The sequence below is a fragment of the Amycolatopsis jejuensis genome, from assembly GCF_000717335.1.
Classification (GTDB): domain Bacteria; phylum Actinomycetota; class Actinomycetes; order Mycobacteriales; family Pseudonocardiaceae; genus Amycolatopsis; species Amycolatopsis jejuensis.
On record NZ_JNYZ01000006.1, the window covers coordinates 180,005 to 197,174 of the forward strand.

The following is a 17,170-nucleotide window of genomic DNA, read 5'->3' on the forward strand; positions in this document are numbered from 1 at the left end:
ATGGACAACGAACAGAAGCTCAGGGACTATCTCAAGCGGGCGAGCGCCGATCTGCAGCGTTCCCGCCGCCGGGTCGGTGAGCTGGAAGAGGCCGCCGTCGAGCCGATCGCGCTGGTCGGCATGAGCTGCCGCTTTCCAGGGAACGTCGCCGGTCCCGACGACCTCTGGCGGATGGTCGCCACCGGTGCGCACGGGATCTCGGGCTTCCCGGCCGACCGGGGCTGGGACCTCGGCGGGGACCCCGACGGGCCGTCCGCCGGCGGTTTTCTCCGCGGTGCCACCGAATTCGACGCGGACTTCTTCGGGATCTCCCCGCGGGAGGCGCTCGCGATGGATCCCCAGCAGCGGGTGCTGCTCGAAACCGCATGGGAGGCCTTCGAACGGGCCGGGCTCGATCCTGCCGTGGTACGGGGGACCCGGACCGGGGTCTTCGTCGGCGCGATGGCCCAGGACTACCGGGTCGGTCCGGGGGAGGGTGCCGAGGGTTTCCAGCTGACCGGCAGCGCGAACAGCGTGCTGTCCGGACGGCTCTCCTACACGTTCGGCCTGGTCGGTCCCGCGGTGACGGTGGACACCGCGTGTTCGTCGTCGCTCGTCGCGATGCACCTGGCCGCCCAGTCACTGCGCGCGGGTGAATGCTCGCTGGCGCTGGCCGGCGGGGTTACGGTGATGTCCAGCCCGGCCACGTTCACCGAGATGAACCGGCAAGGCGGCCTCGCCGCCGACGGCCGGTGCCGCTCGTTCTCCGACGACGCCGGGGGCACCGGCTGGTCGGAAGGCGCCGGGCTCCTTGTCCTGGAACGGCTTTCCGACGCCCGCCGCAACGGGCACGAGGTGCTGGCGGTCATCCGTGGCTCCGCGGTCAACCAGGACGGCGCGTCGAACGGGCTGACCGCGCCGAACGGCCCGTCCCAGCAGCGGGTCATCGAGCAGGCGCTGATCAACGCCCGGCTCACCGCGGCCGAGGTCGACGTCGTCGACGCGCACGGGACCGGGACCACCTTGGGCGATCCGGTGGAGGCGCAGGCGCTGCTGGCGACCTACGGGCGAGGGCGGGACGCGGCCCGGCCCCTGCTGCTCGGCTCGGTGAAGTCGAACCTGAGCCACACCCAGGCCGCCGCCGGGGTCGCCGGGGTGATCAAGATGGTGCTGGCGATGCGGCACGGCATCGTCCCCCGCACGCTCGGTGCCGAAACCCCGTCGTCCCATGTGGACTGGACGGCGGGGGCGGTCGAGCTGGTGACCGAGCAGGTCCCGTGGCCGGAGACCGGCGCCCCCCGCCGGGCCGGGATCTCGTCGTTCGGCATCAGCGGGACCAACGCACACCTCATCGTCGAGCAGGCGCCGCCCGCGGAGTCTCCGGCGGAGCCCGGCCGCACCGGCCCGGACGTGGTACCCCTGCCGGTTTCCGGCAAGACCGGAGACGCGCTGCGGGCGCAGGCCGCGGCTCTGCTGTCCTTTGTGGACGAACAGTGGGACGTCGAGCCGGGCGACCTGGCGTATTCGCTGGCGACGTCGCGAGCGAGTTTCGAGCACCGCGCCGTGCTGCTCGCAGGCGATCGGAAAACGGCCGTCGCCGGGCTGACGGCACTGGCCGGGGGCAGCTCCGCGCCGGGCCTGCTGCTGGGGACCTGCCAGGGCCGGCCGAAACTGGCCTTCCTGTTCACCGGCCAAGGCGCGCAACGGCTGGGCATGGGCCGGGAGCTGTACGCCCGGTTCCCGGAATTCGCCGCCGAACTGGACACCGTCGCCGCCGCCTTCGACGCCCACCTCGACCGTCCACTGCAGGAGGTCATGTGGGGCGACGAACCGGAAACGCTGGAGCGGACCGAATACGCCCAGCCTGCGTTGTTCGCCGTCGAGGTCGCCCTGTTCCGCTTGATGGAAGCGATCGGGGTCCAGCCGGACTACCTCCTCGGCCACTCCATCGGGGAACTCGCGGCGGCGCACGTGTCCGGGGTCTTCGGTCTCGAGGACGCGGCCGCGCTGGTGGCCGCCCGGGGCCGGCTGATGCAGGCGGTGCCGGGCACTGGATCGATGGTCTCGCTGGAGGCGTCGGAAGCCGAGGTCGCGCCGCTGATCGAGGGCAGGGCGGACCTGGTTTCGATCGCCGCGGTCAACGGGCCCGCGGCGGTGGTCGTATCCGGTGATCGCGAAGCGGTCGCCGAGATCACCGCGCACTTCGCCGCACTGGACCGCAAGACCCGCGAACTCCGGGTCTCGCACGCGTTCCACTCGCCTCATCTCGAACCGATGCTCGGCGATTACCGCGCTGTGGTGGCCGGTCTTTCCCCGCAGCCGCCGCTCATCCCGATCGTGTCCACGGTGACCGGCGACCCGATGACGGCCGAGCAGGCGAGGTCCGCGGACTACTGGGCCGATCAGGTCCGCCGGGCCGTCCGGTTCGCCGACGGCGTCGGCTGGCTGCGCGACCACGGTGCCGGAGTATTCCTCGAACTCGGCCCGGACGGCGTGCTGTCCGCCATGGTCGAGGACTGCTGGAACGACCCAGCAGACCCGGAAGCCGCCGCGTTCCCGGTGTTGCGGGCCCGTCGCCCGGAGACGGCGGCGATCGCGTCCGCTGTGGGCAACCTGCACGTACATGGCGTCCGCGTGCGATGGGATGCCTTCTTCGCCGGTACCGGCGTCCGCCGGGTGGACCTGCCGACGTACGCCTTTCAGCGCCGCCGGTTCTGGCCGAAAGCCATGGGTGCCGGGGCAGGCGAGCTGCGTGCGGCGGGCGTGGGCGCGGCGCACCATCCGCTGCTCACCGCGACCACCGCACTGGCGGACTCGGACTCGTTCCTGCTCACCGGCCGCCTTTCCGGCCACGCGCATCCGTGGCTCGCCGAGCACGTCGTCGACGGTGCCGTCCTCCTGCCGGGGACGGCGTTCCTGGAACTGGCGATCCGGGCCGGGGACGAGGTGGGCTGCGATCGGGTCGAAGAGCTCACGCTCGCCGCTCCGCTCGTCCTGCCCGCGCACGGCGGCGTCCAGGTCCAGGTCTGGGTCGGTGCGCCCGACGACGCGGGCAGCCGGGCGCTTTCCGTCTATTCCCGGCCCGATGCCGACGACGCCGAGCTTCCGTGGGTCCGGCATGCCACCGGCGTGCTGGTGGCCGAGGGCACCGATGCGGTGCCCGATGCGGACTTCGCCACCTGGCCGCCTGCCGGTGCCGAGGTGCTCGACCTCGACGGGCACTACGACCGGCTCGCCGCTGGTGGTTTCGAATACGGTCCGGCGTTCCGTGGCCTCACCTCCGCCTGGCGACGCGGCGACGAGATCTTCGCCGAGCTGGCGCTGCCCGAAGGCACCGGCGCCGAAGAGTTCGGCATCCACCCGGCGCTGCTCGATTCCGCTTTGCACGCCGCATCTTTCGCGGGCCTCGACGGTGGCCTTCCGTTTTCCTGGGAGGGCGTCTCGCTCCGGGCGACCGGTGCCGCGGAGGTCCGGGTCAAGATCACCAAGCTGGCCGGGGACACCATTTCCGTTGCGGTGGCCGGCCCTGCCGGGGAACCCATCGCGACGATCGACACCCTCGTGCTGCGCGGGACGGACCGGCAGGGGCGGCTCTCGCCGGTCGAGCGGGACTCGTTGTTCTCCGTGGTCTGGAAAAAGGCCCGGACCACCGGGGCGACGGCGCCGGTGTCCGTCGGCGTGCTGGGTGACGATGTCTTCGGGTTGGCCGGCGCGGTCCGGGAAGCGGGCCGCACCGCCGAAACGCAGCCCGGCCCGGTCTGGTCCGGCAACCCGGTTCCGGAAGTCGTCCTGGTTCCGGTGCAGTGCACCGGAACCGACGTCGCCGCCGAGGCACACCGCTTGGCCGCCGAGGCACTGCATCGCGCGCAGGCGTGGCTGGCCGACGACCGGTTCGCGGCCTCACGGCTGATCTTCGTGACTCGCGGAGCCGACTGCAGCGACCCGGCCGCGGCGGCGGTCCGGGGTCTGCTCAGGGGCGCCCAGACCGAGCATCCGGATCGATTCGCGCTGCTCGACCTCGACCCGGAGACGCCTGCGGCGGCCGGCCTCGGCGCGGCGCTGGCCGCCGGACCCGAGACGATGATTCGCGACGGCGTCGTGCTGCAGCCGAGGTTGAACCGCGTTTTCCCGGCAGCCGCAACGGAAGTCCCGTGGAGTGCGGACGGGACCGTCCTCCTCACCGGCGCCGCCGACGGCCTCGCGGGTGTGTTCGCCCGCCATCTCGTGACCACCCACGGCGTACGCCGCCTGCTGCTGCTGAGCCGGCGTGGTGCCGCGGCCGATGGGGCCGACGGCCTCGTGACCGAACTGGCCGAGCATGGTGCCGAGGTCACGATCGCCGCCTGCGACGTCGCCGATCGGGCCGAGCTCGCCGCGGTGCTGGCCTCGATTCCGGACGCGCATCCGCTGACCGGGGTGGTCCACACAGCCGGGATGCTCGACGACGGGGTGCTCACCGCGCTGACGCCGGAGCGGCTGGACACTGTCCTCACCCCGAAGGCCGACGCCGTCTGGAACTTGCACGAGCTGACCCGGGCCCTCCCGCTGACCGCGTTCGTGGTCTTCTCCTCGGTCGCCGGGACGTTCGGGGCGGCCGGACAGGCGAACTACGCGGCCGCCAATGCCTTCCTCGACGCACTCGTGGCGCGCCGCCGCAGCGAAGGACTTCCGGGAGTTTCCCTTGCCTGGGGCCCGTGGGCGCGATCCGGTGGCATGACCGCCGCGCTGACGGACGCCGAGCTGGAGCGCCTGGCGCGGGCGGGCACTCCGCCGCTAGCCGTGGCGGAGGGCGTCGCGCTGTTCGATGCCGCGCTCTCTGTGCCCGAATCGCTGGTACTGCCGGTCCGGCTGGACCTGGGCGCGCTGCGGGCGTCCGGCGACGTTCCGCATCTGCTGCGCGGGCTCGTCAAGGTTTCCGGCCGCCGTTCGGTGGTCTCGGGTGCCGGCCCGGCGTCCGCGCTGGTCCAGCGGCTTTCCCGGCTGAGCGCCGAGGACCGTGCCGACGCGGTGCTGGAACTGGTGCGGACTGAGGTCGCGGCGACTCTCGGGCACGCCGGTGCCGCGGCCATCGAACCCGGCCGTGCGTTCACCGACCTCGGCTTCGACTCGCTGACGGCCGTCGAATTGCGCAACCGGCTCAGCCGGGTCACCGGGCTTCGCAGCTCGGCCACGGTGATCTTCGACCACCCGACCGCACGTGCGCTGGCCGCGCACCTGCTCGGCGAGCTGATGGAACCGGAAGCTGCCTCCGGCACTCCGGCCGGAGACCCGCCGCGCCTGTCCGCGGCCGACGATCCGATCGTGATCGTGGGCATGAGCTGCCGGTACCCCGGCGGGGTCGCTTCGCCGGAAGACCTGTGGCGGCTGGTCGGCGAGGGCACCGACGCCATCTCGGGCTTCCCGGTGAATCGCGGCTGGGATCTGGGCGCACTCTACGATCCGGACCCCGACCACCCGGGCACGACGTATACGCGCGCCGGCGGTTTCCTGCACGACGCCGGCGAGTTCGACGCCGCCTTTTTCGGGATGAGCCCGCGGGAGGCGACGGCGACGGACTCACAGCAACGGCTGTTGCTGGAGGCATCGTGGGAGGCGATCGAGCACACCGGGATCGACCCGATGTCGTTGCGTGGCAGCCGGACCGGGGTGTTCGCCGGGGTGATGTACAACGACTACGGCGCGGTACTGGCCGGTGGTGAGTTCGAAGGTTTCCAGGGGAGCGGGACGTCGCCGAGTGTGGCTTCGGGCCGGGTTGCGTACACGCTGGGGCTGGAAGGACCGGCCGTCACCGTCGACACCGCGTGCTCTTCGTCGCTCGTCGCCATGCACTGGGCGATGCAGGCACTGCGCGCGGGGGAGTGTTCCCTTGCGCTCGCGGGCGGGGTGACGGTGATGTCCACCCCGGCTTCGCTCATCGAATTCGCCCGCCAGCGCGGGCTTTCCGCGGACGGCCGCTGCAAGTCCTTTTCGGACGCCGCGGACGGGGTCGGCTGGGCCGAGGGCGTCGGTATCCTCGTGCTCGAGCGGCTTTCCGACGCCCGGCGGAACGGCCACGAGGTCCTCGCGATCGTGCGCGGGTCCGCGGTGAACTCCGACGGCGCGTCCAACGGGCTGACCGCGCCGAACGGCCCGGCACAGCAACGGGTCATCCGCCAGGCGCTGGCGAGCGCGGGCCTGTCCGCTGCGGACGTCGATGCGGTGGAAGCACACGGCACCGGCACCCGGCTCGGCGATCCGATCGAGGCACAGGCGCTGCTGGCCACCTACGGCCGGGACCGGGACGAGGACCGGCCGCTGCTGCTGGGTTCGGTGAAGTCCAACCTCGGTCACACCCAGGCGGCCGCCGGGGCTGCCGGAGTGATCAAGATGGTGATGGCGATGCGCCACGGCATGCTGCCGCGGACGCTCCACGCCGCCTCGCCGTCGTCCGAAGTGGACTGGACGGCCGGAGCCGTCGAGCTGCTGTCCGAAGAGACCTGCTGGCCGGACACCGGACGGCCGCGCCGCGCCGGGGTCTCGTCCTTCGGGATCAGCGGAACCAACGCCCACCTGATCATCGAGCAGGCCCCTGCGCCGGGTCCCGCCCCGGCGGAACCGCAGGACGATGCGGTCGTCGTGCCGTGGCTGCTGTCCGGGAAGACCAGGGAGGCACTGCGGGCACAGGCCACGACCCTCAAGTCCTTTGTGGAATCCAGGCCGGACCTGCGCGCGGCCGACATCGCATTGTCCTTGGCCACCACCCGTTCGGCGTTCGGCCGGCGCGCGGCGGTCGTCGGCTCGGACCGTGCCGAGCTGCTCGCCGCGCTGGCTGCGCTGGGTGCGGATGCCCCGGCTCGCGGCCTCGTCGAAGGCGAAGCCGGCGGCGGGACCAAACCCGCGATGCTCTTCTCTGGCCAGGGCAGCCAGCGTCCCGGCATGGGGCGGGAGCTCGCCCTGCGGTTTCCGGTGTTCGCCTCGGCTCTCGACGAGGTTGCCGCCCTGCTCGGCGATTCGCTCGACCGGCCGCTGCGTGAGATCTTGTTTGCCGCGGAAGGCACCGCCGAAGAGGAGCTGCTGAACACGACGGGCTGGACCCAGCCTGCGGTGTTCGCGCTCGAAGTCGCGCTGTTCCGGCTGCTGGAGTCGTGGGGGATCCGGCCCGCCGCGGTCGCGGGCCACTCGATCGGCGAGCTGGCCGCGGCCCACGTCGCCGGAGTGCTTTCCCTTGCGGACGCCTGCACCCTGGTCGCGGCAAGGGCGAAGCTCATGGCAGCGTTGCCGGCCGGGGTTGGCGCGATGGCGTCGGTGCAGGCCGGACCGGACGAGGTCGGCCCGTTGCTGACCGCAGGAGTCTCCCTCGCGGCGGTGAACGGGCCCGCTTCGGTGGTCCTCGCGGGCGACGCAGACGCGGTGGATGCGCTCGCCGCCCGGTTCGCCGGGCTCGGCCGCAAGACCAAGCGCCTGCGGGTGAGTCACGCGTTCCACTCCGCCCACATGGACGCCATGCTCGGCGAGTTCCGGGCGGTGGCGCAGAGACTGTCCTACCAGGAGCCGGTGCTCCCGCTGGTGTCCACCCTGACCGGCGAGTTCGCCACCGCCGCACAGGTGTGTTCCCCGGAGTACTGGGTCGAGCACGTGCGCGGCACGGTCCGGTTCGCCGACGGGATCGCCACCCTGCGCAACGCGGGCCTGACCACTTTCCTCGAAATCGGGCCGGACGCCGTGCTTTCGGCGATGACCGAGGACATCCTTGCCGTCGAGGGCGATCCGGCCGTCGAGGCCGTCCCGGCCCTGCGCGGTGACCGGCCCGAGGACCTTGCGCTGACCGGCGCACTGGCCCGGCTGCATGTCCGCGGCATCGCGGTCGGCTGGCCCGAGTTCTTCGCCGGTACCGGCGCGCGCCGGACCGGCCTGCCCACTTACGCCTTCCAGCATGAGGCCTTCTGGCCCGAGGTCGTCCCCGCGCGCCCGGCGGCCGACCCGGCGGACGAGGGGCTGTGGGCCGCGGTCGAGAAGGGCGACGCCGATCGTCTCGCCGCGCTGCTGGGCCTTCGCGAGGACCAGTTTCCCGCGCTCGGCTCGGTATTGCCCGCGCTGACCTCGTGGCGGCAAGGACGGCGGGCCCGCTCGCTGCTGGATTCGTGGCGGTACCGGGTCGAATGGAAGCCGCTCCGGATACCGGCCGCTCCCCGGCTCGGCGGTACCTGGCTCGTCGTTTCGGCAGGCACCGATGACACCGACGGCACCGCGGAGATCGTTGCCGCGCTGACCGAGCACGGCGCCGAGGTCCGCTGTCTCGACGTCGACGCACTGTGCGCCGACCGCGCCGGGCTCGCCGCCCGCCTCACCGAAGCAGCGGACAACACGGCGGGCATCGTCTCGCTCCTCGCCTCGGACGAGGAGCGGGACGATGCCTTCCCGGTGCTTTCCCGTGGCCTGGCCAGGACGGTCACGCTCATCCAGGCGCTCGGGGACGCCCGGCTCGAGGCTCCGCTGTGGGCGGTGACCAGGGGCGCGGTCTCGACCGGGCACTGGGATCCGGTCACGAGCCCGGCACAGGCCGCGGTGTGGGGCCTCGGCCGGGTCGCGGCGCTGGAGTACCCGCAGCAGTGGGGCGGCCTGGTCGACCTGCCCGGGACCCTCGACGGCGCCGCGGCCGCGACGATGGTGCACGTACTGGCCGGGCTCGCCGGTGAGGACCAGGTCGCCATCCGGTCGGTGGGCGCGTCCGGCCGCCGGTTCGTGCGCTATCCGGTGGACGAGCTGCCCGGCGAGTTCACCGCGGCGGGCAGTGTGCTGGTGACCGGCGGGACCGGTGCCCTCGGCGCCGAGTGCGCCCGCTGGCTTGCCCGCAGCGGCGCGGAAAACCTGATCCTGACCAGCCGTCGCGGCGAGGAGGCGCCCGGTGCGGCCGAACTGCGCGCCGAGCTGGAAGCATTGGGGGCGCGCGTCGGCATCGTGTCCTGCGACGTCACCGACCACGCCGCGCTGGCGGCCGTGCTGGCGGAGGTCCCGGCGGAACACCCGCTCACCGGCGTCGTGCACGCCGCGGGCACCGGGCAGTCTTCGCCGCTGCACGAGACCGATGTCGAGACGTTCGCCGGGATCATGTCCGCGAAGGTCTCCGGCGCGCGTAACCTCGACGACCTGCTCGGCGAGACCGCGCTCGACTTCTTCGTGCTGTTCACTTCGATCGCCGGGGTGTGGGGCAGCGCCGGCCAGAGCGCCTACGCCGCGGGCAATGCCTGTCTCGATGCCCTTGCCGGGCAACGGCGAAGCCGGGGCCTTGCCGCGACCTCGATCGCCTGGGGACCGTGGGCAGGCGCCGGAATGGCCACCGACGACGCCGTTTCCGGCGATCTCGTCCGCCGGGGGCTGTCGTTCTTGAGCCCTGAAGCCGCGATCACCGAACTCCGGCGTGCGGTGGTGCAGCAGGATGGCGCCGTCACGGTCGCCGACGTCGACTGGGAGCGGTACTTCCCGATTTTCACCTCGCAGCGGCCCAGTCCGCTTCTCGGTGACCTGCCCGAAGCTCGCGCCGCGCTCGGCGCGGAATCCGACGCCGGCCGGGCGGAGTTCGCCGCACGGCTGAGTGCAAGGGCCGAGCCGGACCAGCGCCGGGTACTGCTCGACCTCGTCCGTGCCGAAGCGGCCGTGGTACTCGGGCACGATTCCGCCGACGCCGTCGCGGAACGGCAGCCGTTCCGCGATGCCGGGTTCGATTCGATGACGGCGGTCGAACTACGCAAGCGGCTGGCCGGCGCGACCGGGCTGGCGCTGCCTGCCACGCTGGCCTTCGACTACCCGAATCCGGCCGCGCTGGCTGCGTTCCTGCACACCGAAGTGCTGGGCGCCGGTTCCGCGGCAGCCCCAGCGGCGATCGGTACCCCGGCCGACGACGACCCGATCGCGATCATCGGCATGAGCTGCCGCTTCCCCGGCGGCGTCCGGTCCCCCGAGCAGCTGTGGGACCTGATTTCCCACGGCACCGACGCCATCACCGGTTTTCCCGCCGACCGCGGCTGGGACGGCGACGCCCTCTACGACCCGGACCCGGACCGGCCCGGCCGCACCTACACCACCCAGGGCGGTTTCCTGCACGATGCCGGCGAATTCGACGCGGGCTTCTTCGGGATCTCGCCACGCGAAGCGCTGGCGATGGATCCGCAGCAGCGGCTCCTGCTGGAGACCGCGTGGGAGGTCTTCGAACGGGCGGGGATCGATCCGGAAACGGTGCACGGCAGCCGCACCGGCACGTTCGTCGGGGCCAGCCATCAGGATTACGGTGCCGGTGCGGATCTCGGCGACTCCGAGGGCATGATGGTCACCGGGACCAGCCCGAGTGTCCTTTCCGGACGAGTGGCCTACCTGTTCGGGCTGGAAGGGCCCGCGGTCACCGTCGACACCGCATGTTCGTCCTCGCTGGTGGCCCTGCATCTGGCCGCGCAGTCGCTGCGCAGCGGCGAAAGCTCGCTCGCGCTGGCCGGTGGCGTCCACATCATGGCCAACCCCGGCCCGTTCATCGCGTTCAGCCGCCAGCGGGCGCTCGCCGCCGACGGCCGCACCAAGGCGTTCGGCGACGGCGCCGACGGCATGATCCTCGCCGAGGGGGCGGGGCTGGTCCTCGTGGAACGCCTCTCCGATGCGCGCCGCAACGGGCATCCGGTGCTGGCGGTGGTGCGCGGCTCGGCGATCAACCAGGATGGCGCGTCCAACGGCATGACCGCCCCCAACGGGCCGTCCCAGCAGCGCGTCATCCGGCAGGCACTGGCCGTCGCCGGTCTGTCCACTTCGGACATCGACGCGGTCGAGGCACACGGCACCGGCACGGCGCTGGGCGATCCGATCGAGGCGCAGGCACTCCAGGCGACCTACGGCCGTAGCCGCGACCCGGAAAACCCGCTGCTGCTCGGCTCGATCAAGACCAACCTCGGGCACACGCAGTCGGCGGCCGGGATCGCGAGCGTCATCAAGATGGTGCTGGCGATGCGGCACGGGATGCTGCCGGGCACGTTGCACTCCGAGACCCCGTCGCCGCACATCGATTGGTCGCCGGGAACGATCTCGCTGCCGAACGAAGCGGTCGGCTGGCCCGCAACCGGGCGCCCGCGCCGCGCCGCGGTGTCGTCGTTCGGCATCAGCGGCACCAATGCGCACGCGATCCTCGAACACGTCCCGGAAGACGTTCCTGCCGGGGCACCCGAGGTGCCGTCCGGGGTTTTCCCGCTGGTGCTCTCCGGCAAGTCCCCGGCCGCGCTGCGGGGACAGGCCGAAGCGCTGAAGTCCGTCGTGGACGCCGAGCCGGACCTCCGGCTCACCGACCTCGGCCACTCGCTCGTCACCTCGCGCACGCTCTTCGACCATCGCGCGGTGGTTCTCGGTGCCGACCGCGCCGGTGTGCAGTCGGCGCTGGATGCCTTGGGCGGTAACGGTTCCCCGGCCGGGGTGGTCACCGGGACGGCCGACGTCGAGGGCCGCACGGTCTTCGTCTTCCCCGGCCAGGGTTCGCAGTGGGCCGGGATGGGCGCGCGCCTGATGAGCGAGTCGCCGGTCTTCGCCGAACGGCTCGCCGAGTGCGCGGCCGCGTTGTCGCCGTTTGTCGAGTGGTCGCTGTTCGACGTCCTGCGCCAGGCCGAGGGGGCACCGGCGCTCGACCGCGTCGACGTCGTCCAGCCTGCCTCCTGGGCGATGATGGTTTCCCTTGCCGCACTGTGGCGTTCGCAGGGGGTCGAGCCCGACGCCGTGGTGGGCCACTCGCAGGGGGAGATCGCCGCCGCCGTCGTGGCCGGTGCGCTGTCGCTGCCGGACGCCGCCCGGGTGGTCGCGCTGCGCAGCCAAGCCATCGCCCGTACGCTGGCCGGCCTCGGCGGGATGATGTCGATCGCACTGCCGGTCGCCGACGTCGAGGCGAGGCTGTCCGGTCGGGGTGGCGGACTCTCGGTCGCGGCGGTCAACGGGCCGAGCTCGGTCGTCGTGTCCGGGGCTCCCGGACTGCTCGACGCGCTGGCCGGCGAGCTGACGGCCGAAGAGGTCCGGGTCCGCCGGATCGCGGTCGACTACGCGTCGCACTCGGCGCAGGTCGAACTGCTCGAAGGAGAGCTTTCCGCGGCGCTGTCCGAGATCCGCCCGCAGGCTTCGGAGGTCCCCTTCTTCTCGACGGTGACCGGCGATTGGCTCGACACCACTGCCATGGACGCGGGCTACTGGTACCGCAATCTGCGCCAGCGCGTCGAGTTCGCACTCGCGATCACCGAGCTGGTGGCACAGGGGTACCGCGCGTTCATCGAGTCGAGCCCGCACCCGGTGCTGACCACGTCGGTGCAGGACATCGCGGACGCGGCCGGGGTGAAGGCAGTGGCCGCCGGTTCGCTGCGCCGCGAGCAGGACACCGTGGGCCGGTTCCTGACCTCGCTCGCCGAGGTCTTCGTGCGCGGCGTGCGGGTCGGCTGGCGGGACCTGTTCCCGGACGCCCGCCGCATCGCGCTGCCGACTTATGCCTTCCAGCACGAGAACTTCTACGCGGTGGCGGTCGAGCCGTCGACAGCGGACACGGTGGACACTGCGGACGCGGAGTTCTGGAACGCTGTCGAGGAACAGGACTTCGACTCGCTCAGCGCGAGTCTCGACGTCGACGGCGCGGCTCTGGCCACGGTGCTGCCCGCACTGTCTTCGTGGCGCCGTACCCGGCAAGAAAAGTCCACAGTGGACTCCTGGCGTTACCGGGCCACCTGGAAGCCGGTCAAGACCGGGTCCGCGGCCGCGCTGTCCGGGACCTGGCTGGTCGTGTCGGCCGAAGGGGACGACGACTCCGAGATCACCGCGCTGCTGGAAAGCCATGGTGCGCAGGCAGAACGGCTCGTGCTGGACGAGCAGGCGACGGATCGGGAGGTACTGGCCGCCCGCCTGGCTGCTATCCCCGAAGTGTCCGGAGTGGTCTCGCTGCTGGCTTTCGCGGAGCAGTCGAGCGAGCTCCACCCCGGGCTCACTCTCGGCCTCGCGTTGAGCGTCTCGCTCGTCCAGGCACTCGGCGACGCCGGTTTCGACGCTCCACTGTGGACGATCACCCGCGGTGCCGTCTCCACCGGCCGTTCGGACCGGGTGCGGCATCCGTTGCAGGCACAGGTGATCGGCCTCGGCTGGACCGCGGCACTGGAGGTGCCGCACCGCTGGGGCGGCGTCGTCGACCTGCCCGGGCAGCTCGACCGGCGCGGCGCCCGGCGCCTGGCGAGTGTGCTGTCCGGGACCCTCGGCGAGGATCAGCTCGCGATCCGCTCGTCGGGGGTGCTCGCCCGGCGGGTCGTCCCCGCTCCGGCCGGTGCGCCGGATCCGGCGCGCACGTGGACTCCGCGCGGCACCACCCTGGTCACCGGCGGTACCGGAACTCTCGCCAAGCATCTGGCGCGGTGGCTGGCCGGGCAGGGCGCCGAGCACATCGTATTGACCAGCAGGCGCGGGATCGAGGCGCCCGGCGCCCCCGAACTCCTCGCCGAGCTGACCGCGCTCGGCGCCGAGGCGGAAATGATCGCGTGCGACGTCGCCGATCGCGCATCGGTCGAGCGGCTCCTCGGCGACCTGAAATCCGCGGGGCGGACGGTGCGCACCGTCGTGCACACCGCCGCCGTCATCGAACTCGCGTCGATCGAGGACACTGACCTGGAGTCGTTCGCGCGGGTCGTCCGGGCCAAGGTCATGGGTGCACAGCATCTCGACGAACTGCTGGACGGCGAAGAGCTCGACGCGTTCGTGCTCTACTCGTCGACCGCGGGGTTGTGGGGGAGCGGGCTGCACGCCGCGTACGTGGCGGGCAACGCCTACCTGGCCGCGCTGGCGGAAAACCGCCGCGCCCGCGGACTCGCCGCGACCTCGATCTCGTGGGGGATCTGGGCCGACGACCGGGAGCTCGGCCGGGTCGATCCCGGGCAGATCCGCCGCAGCGGCCTCGTGTTCATGGAGCCCGAGCTGGCGCTGGCCGGACTCCGCCGCGCGCTGGACACCGCCGACCCGGCGATCGCGGTCGCCGACATCGACTGGGAGCGGTACCACCCCGTCTACACCTCCGTCCGGCCGACCGAGCTGTTCGCGGAGATCCCCGCGGTGCGCCGGCTCACCACCGCGGCGGAGACCACCAGCGGTGCCGGGGAAGGCGAGTTCGCCACCCGGCTGCGGGCATTGCCTGCCGCGGAACAGGATCGCCTGCTCCTCGACCTCGTCCGCGGGGAAGCGGCGACGGTGCTGGGGCACGATTCCGCCGATGCGCTTGCCGGGCAACGGGCGTTCCGCGACGCCGGGTTCGATTCCCTGACCGCAGTCGATCTCCGCAACCGGCTGGCCACCGCAACCGGGCTGACCCTGCCCAGCACCATCGTGTTCGACTACCCGAGCCCGGTCGTGCTCGCCGCCTTCCTGCGCGCGGAAATCGCCGGTGCGCGTGGTACCGCGCTCGCCCCGGTGGCTTCCGGCGCCGAGGACGGCGACGCGATCGCGATCATCGGGATGAGCTGCCGGTACCCGGGCGGGGTGCGGTCCCCGGAAGACCTCTGGGACGTGGTCACCCGCGGCGCGGACGTCATCTCCGGCTTTCCGGCCGATCGCGGCTGGGACACCGGCGAGCTCTTCGACGCCGACCCGGACCGCCCGGGCAAGACCTACTCGACGCAAGGCGGGTTCCTGGACGACGTAGCCGGATTCGACCCGGCGTTCTTCGGGATCTCGCCACGGGAAGCGCTGGCGATGGACCCGCAGCAGCGGATCCTGCTGGAGACGGCGTGGGAGGCGTTCGAGCGGGCCGGTCTCGATCCGGCCGTGCTGCGCGGGAGCCGGACCGGCACGTTCATCGGCGCCAGCTACCAGGACTACCGCACGACCGGCGACGGCGCCGCCGAAAGCTCCGAGGGGCACCTGATCACCGGCACGCTGCCGAGTGTCCTGTCCGGCCGGATCTCGTATCTGTTCGGGCTGGAAGGCCCGGCGGTCACGCTCGATACCGCGTGCTCGTCGTCGCTGGTGGCGTTGCATCTCGCCGCCCAGTCCGTGCGCAGTGGCGAGAGCTCGCTCGCACTGGCGGGTGGCGTCAGCGTGATGTCGACCCCCAGCGCCTTCGTCGGTTTCAGCCGGCAGCGCGCGATGGCCGCTGACGGCCGCTGCAAGGCCTACTCCGAAGCGGCGGACGGGATGAGCCTGGCGGAGGGAGCCGGTCTCGTGCTCGTCGAGCGGCTGTCCGACGCGGTGCGCAACGGGCACCGGGTGCTGGCGGTGATCCGCGGTTCGGCGGTCAACTCCGACGGCGCGTCCAACGGGCTGACCGCGCCGAACGGCCCGTCACAGCAGCGGGTGATCCGCCAGGCGCTGGTCAATTCCGGGCTGGCCGCGTCCGAGGTCGACGTGCTCGAAGGCCACGGCACGGGTACCGCGCTCGGCGATCCGATCGAGGCGCAGGCGATCCTCGCGACCTACGGGCAGGACCGGGAGCGCCCGTTGCTGCTCGGCTCGGTGAAGTCCAACATCGGGCACACCCAGATGGCCTCCGGCGTCGCGAGCGTGATCAAGACCGTGTGCGCGATGCAGCACGGGGTGGTGCCGAAAACCCTGCACGTCGACGAGCCGTCGGCGCAGGTGGACTGGTCCTCGGGGGCAGTGTCGCTGCTCACTGGGCAGGTCGGGTGGCCGGCTACCGGCCGTCCGCGCCGCGCCGGGGTCTCGTCGTTCGGCCTGAGCGGCACGAACGTCCACCTGCTGCTGGAACAGGCGCCCGCGAGCGACGTCCCGGCCGGGGAGCCTGCCGAGGGGGTGGTGCCGGTCCTGCTGTCCGGGCATCGTGACCAGGCGGTGCGTGATCAGGCGGCCCGGCTTCTTTCCCTTCTGGAGTCCCGGCCTGGCACCTCCTCGGCCGACCTTGCGTTTTCCCTGGCGACCTCGCGCTCGACCTTCGAACGCCGCGCCGCCGTGGTCGCCCTCGATCGCGGCGAGCTGGTGCGCGGCTTGACCGCCTTGCGCGACCGGGCCCCGGACCCCGGCCTCGTCGAGGGCACCCCGGCAGCCGGCCGGCTCGCGTTCCTGTTCACCGGGCAGGGCAGCCAGCGGCCGGGCATGGGCAGCGAACTGTACGAACGGTTCGAGGTCTTCGCCGAATCCTTCGATGCCGCGCTGGCCTGTTTCGACCTCGAGCTGGACCGTCCCTTGCGGGAGATCGTTTTCGCCGCGGCCGGGACGCCCGAGGCCGAGCTGCTGAACTCGACCGGCTATACGCAGCTGGCGTTGTTCGCACTGGAAGTCGCGTTGTTCCGGCTTGCCGAGTCGTGGGGCGTCCGGCCGGACTACGTGGCCGGGCATTCGATCGGGGAAATCGCCGCTGCACACGTCGCCGGGGTTTTCTCGCTGGAAGACGCCTGCGCGCTGGTGGCCGCCCGCGGCCGCTTGATGCAGGCGCTGCCCGAAGGCGGGGCGATGGTCTCGCTGGAAGCGAGCGAGGACGAGGTCACCCCGCACCTGACCGAGCGGGTGTCGATCGCCGCGATCAACGGTCCGGCCGCGCTGGTCGTCTCGGGTGAAGAAGACGACGTACTGACCATCGCCGCGCGGTTCGAGGCGGACGGCCGCAAGACCAAGCGGCTCACCGTGAGCCACGCCTTCCACTCGCCGCGCATGGACCCGATGTTGGAAGAGTTCGCCCTCGTCGCGGCGGGCCTCACCTACCACGCGCCGGTCCTCCCGCTGGTGTCCACGGTGACGGGCGCTCTCGCGACCGCCGAGCAGGTGTGCGACCCGCAGTACTGGGCCGCGCACGCCCGCTGCGCCGTCCGGTTCGCCGACGGCGTTGCGGCGCTGGCCGCCGAAGGCGTCACGGTATTCGCCGAGCTGGGTCCCGACGGAGTTCTTTCCGGTGCGGTGGAACACATTCTCGGCGACGAGTCCGAGGTCGTGCTGGTTCCGGCGCTGCGCCGCGACCGGCCCGAGGTCACGTCGCTCACGACGGCACTGGCGCGGCTCCACGTCCACGGTGCCGCGGTGGACTGGACCACGTACTTCGCCGGTTCCGGCGCCCGCCGGATCGACCTGCCGACTTACCCGTTCCAGCACGAGCGCTTCTGGCCGGAACCCGGTGCGGCCGTCGTCGGCACCGACCCGGCCGACGCGGAGTTCTGGGCCGCGGTCGAACGCGAGGACCTCGGGTCGCTGGCGCTCGATCTTGACGACGACACGATCACCGCAATGA

General features: G+C 72.2%; 1 protein-coding gene (only partly in view). It reads left to right on the top strand.

The window, feature by feature from the left end; all coding sequences use genetic code 11:
* On the top strand, positions 1-17,170 hold the 5' portion of the coding sequence (locus tag OO71_RS09565; protein ID WP_033289314.1) for a type I polyketide synthase. Its footprint extends 10,799 nt past the window's final position; the window shows 17,170 of its 27,969 coding nt (coding positions 1-17,170); its start codon is at positions 1-3; its stop codon lies off the right edge, out of view.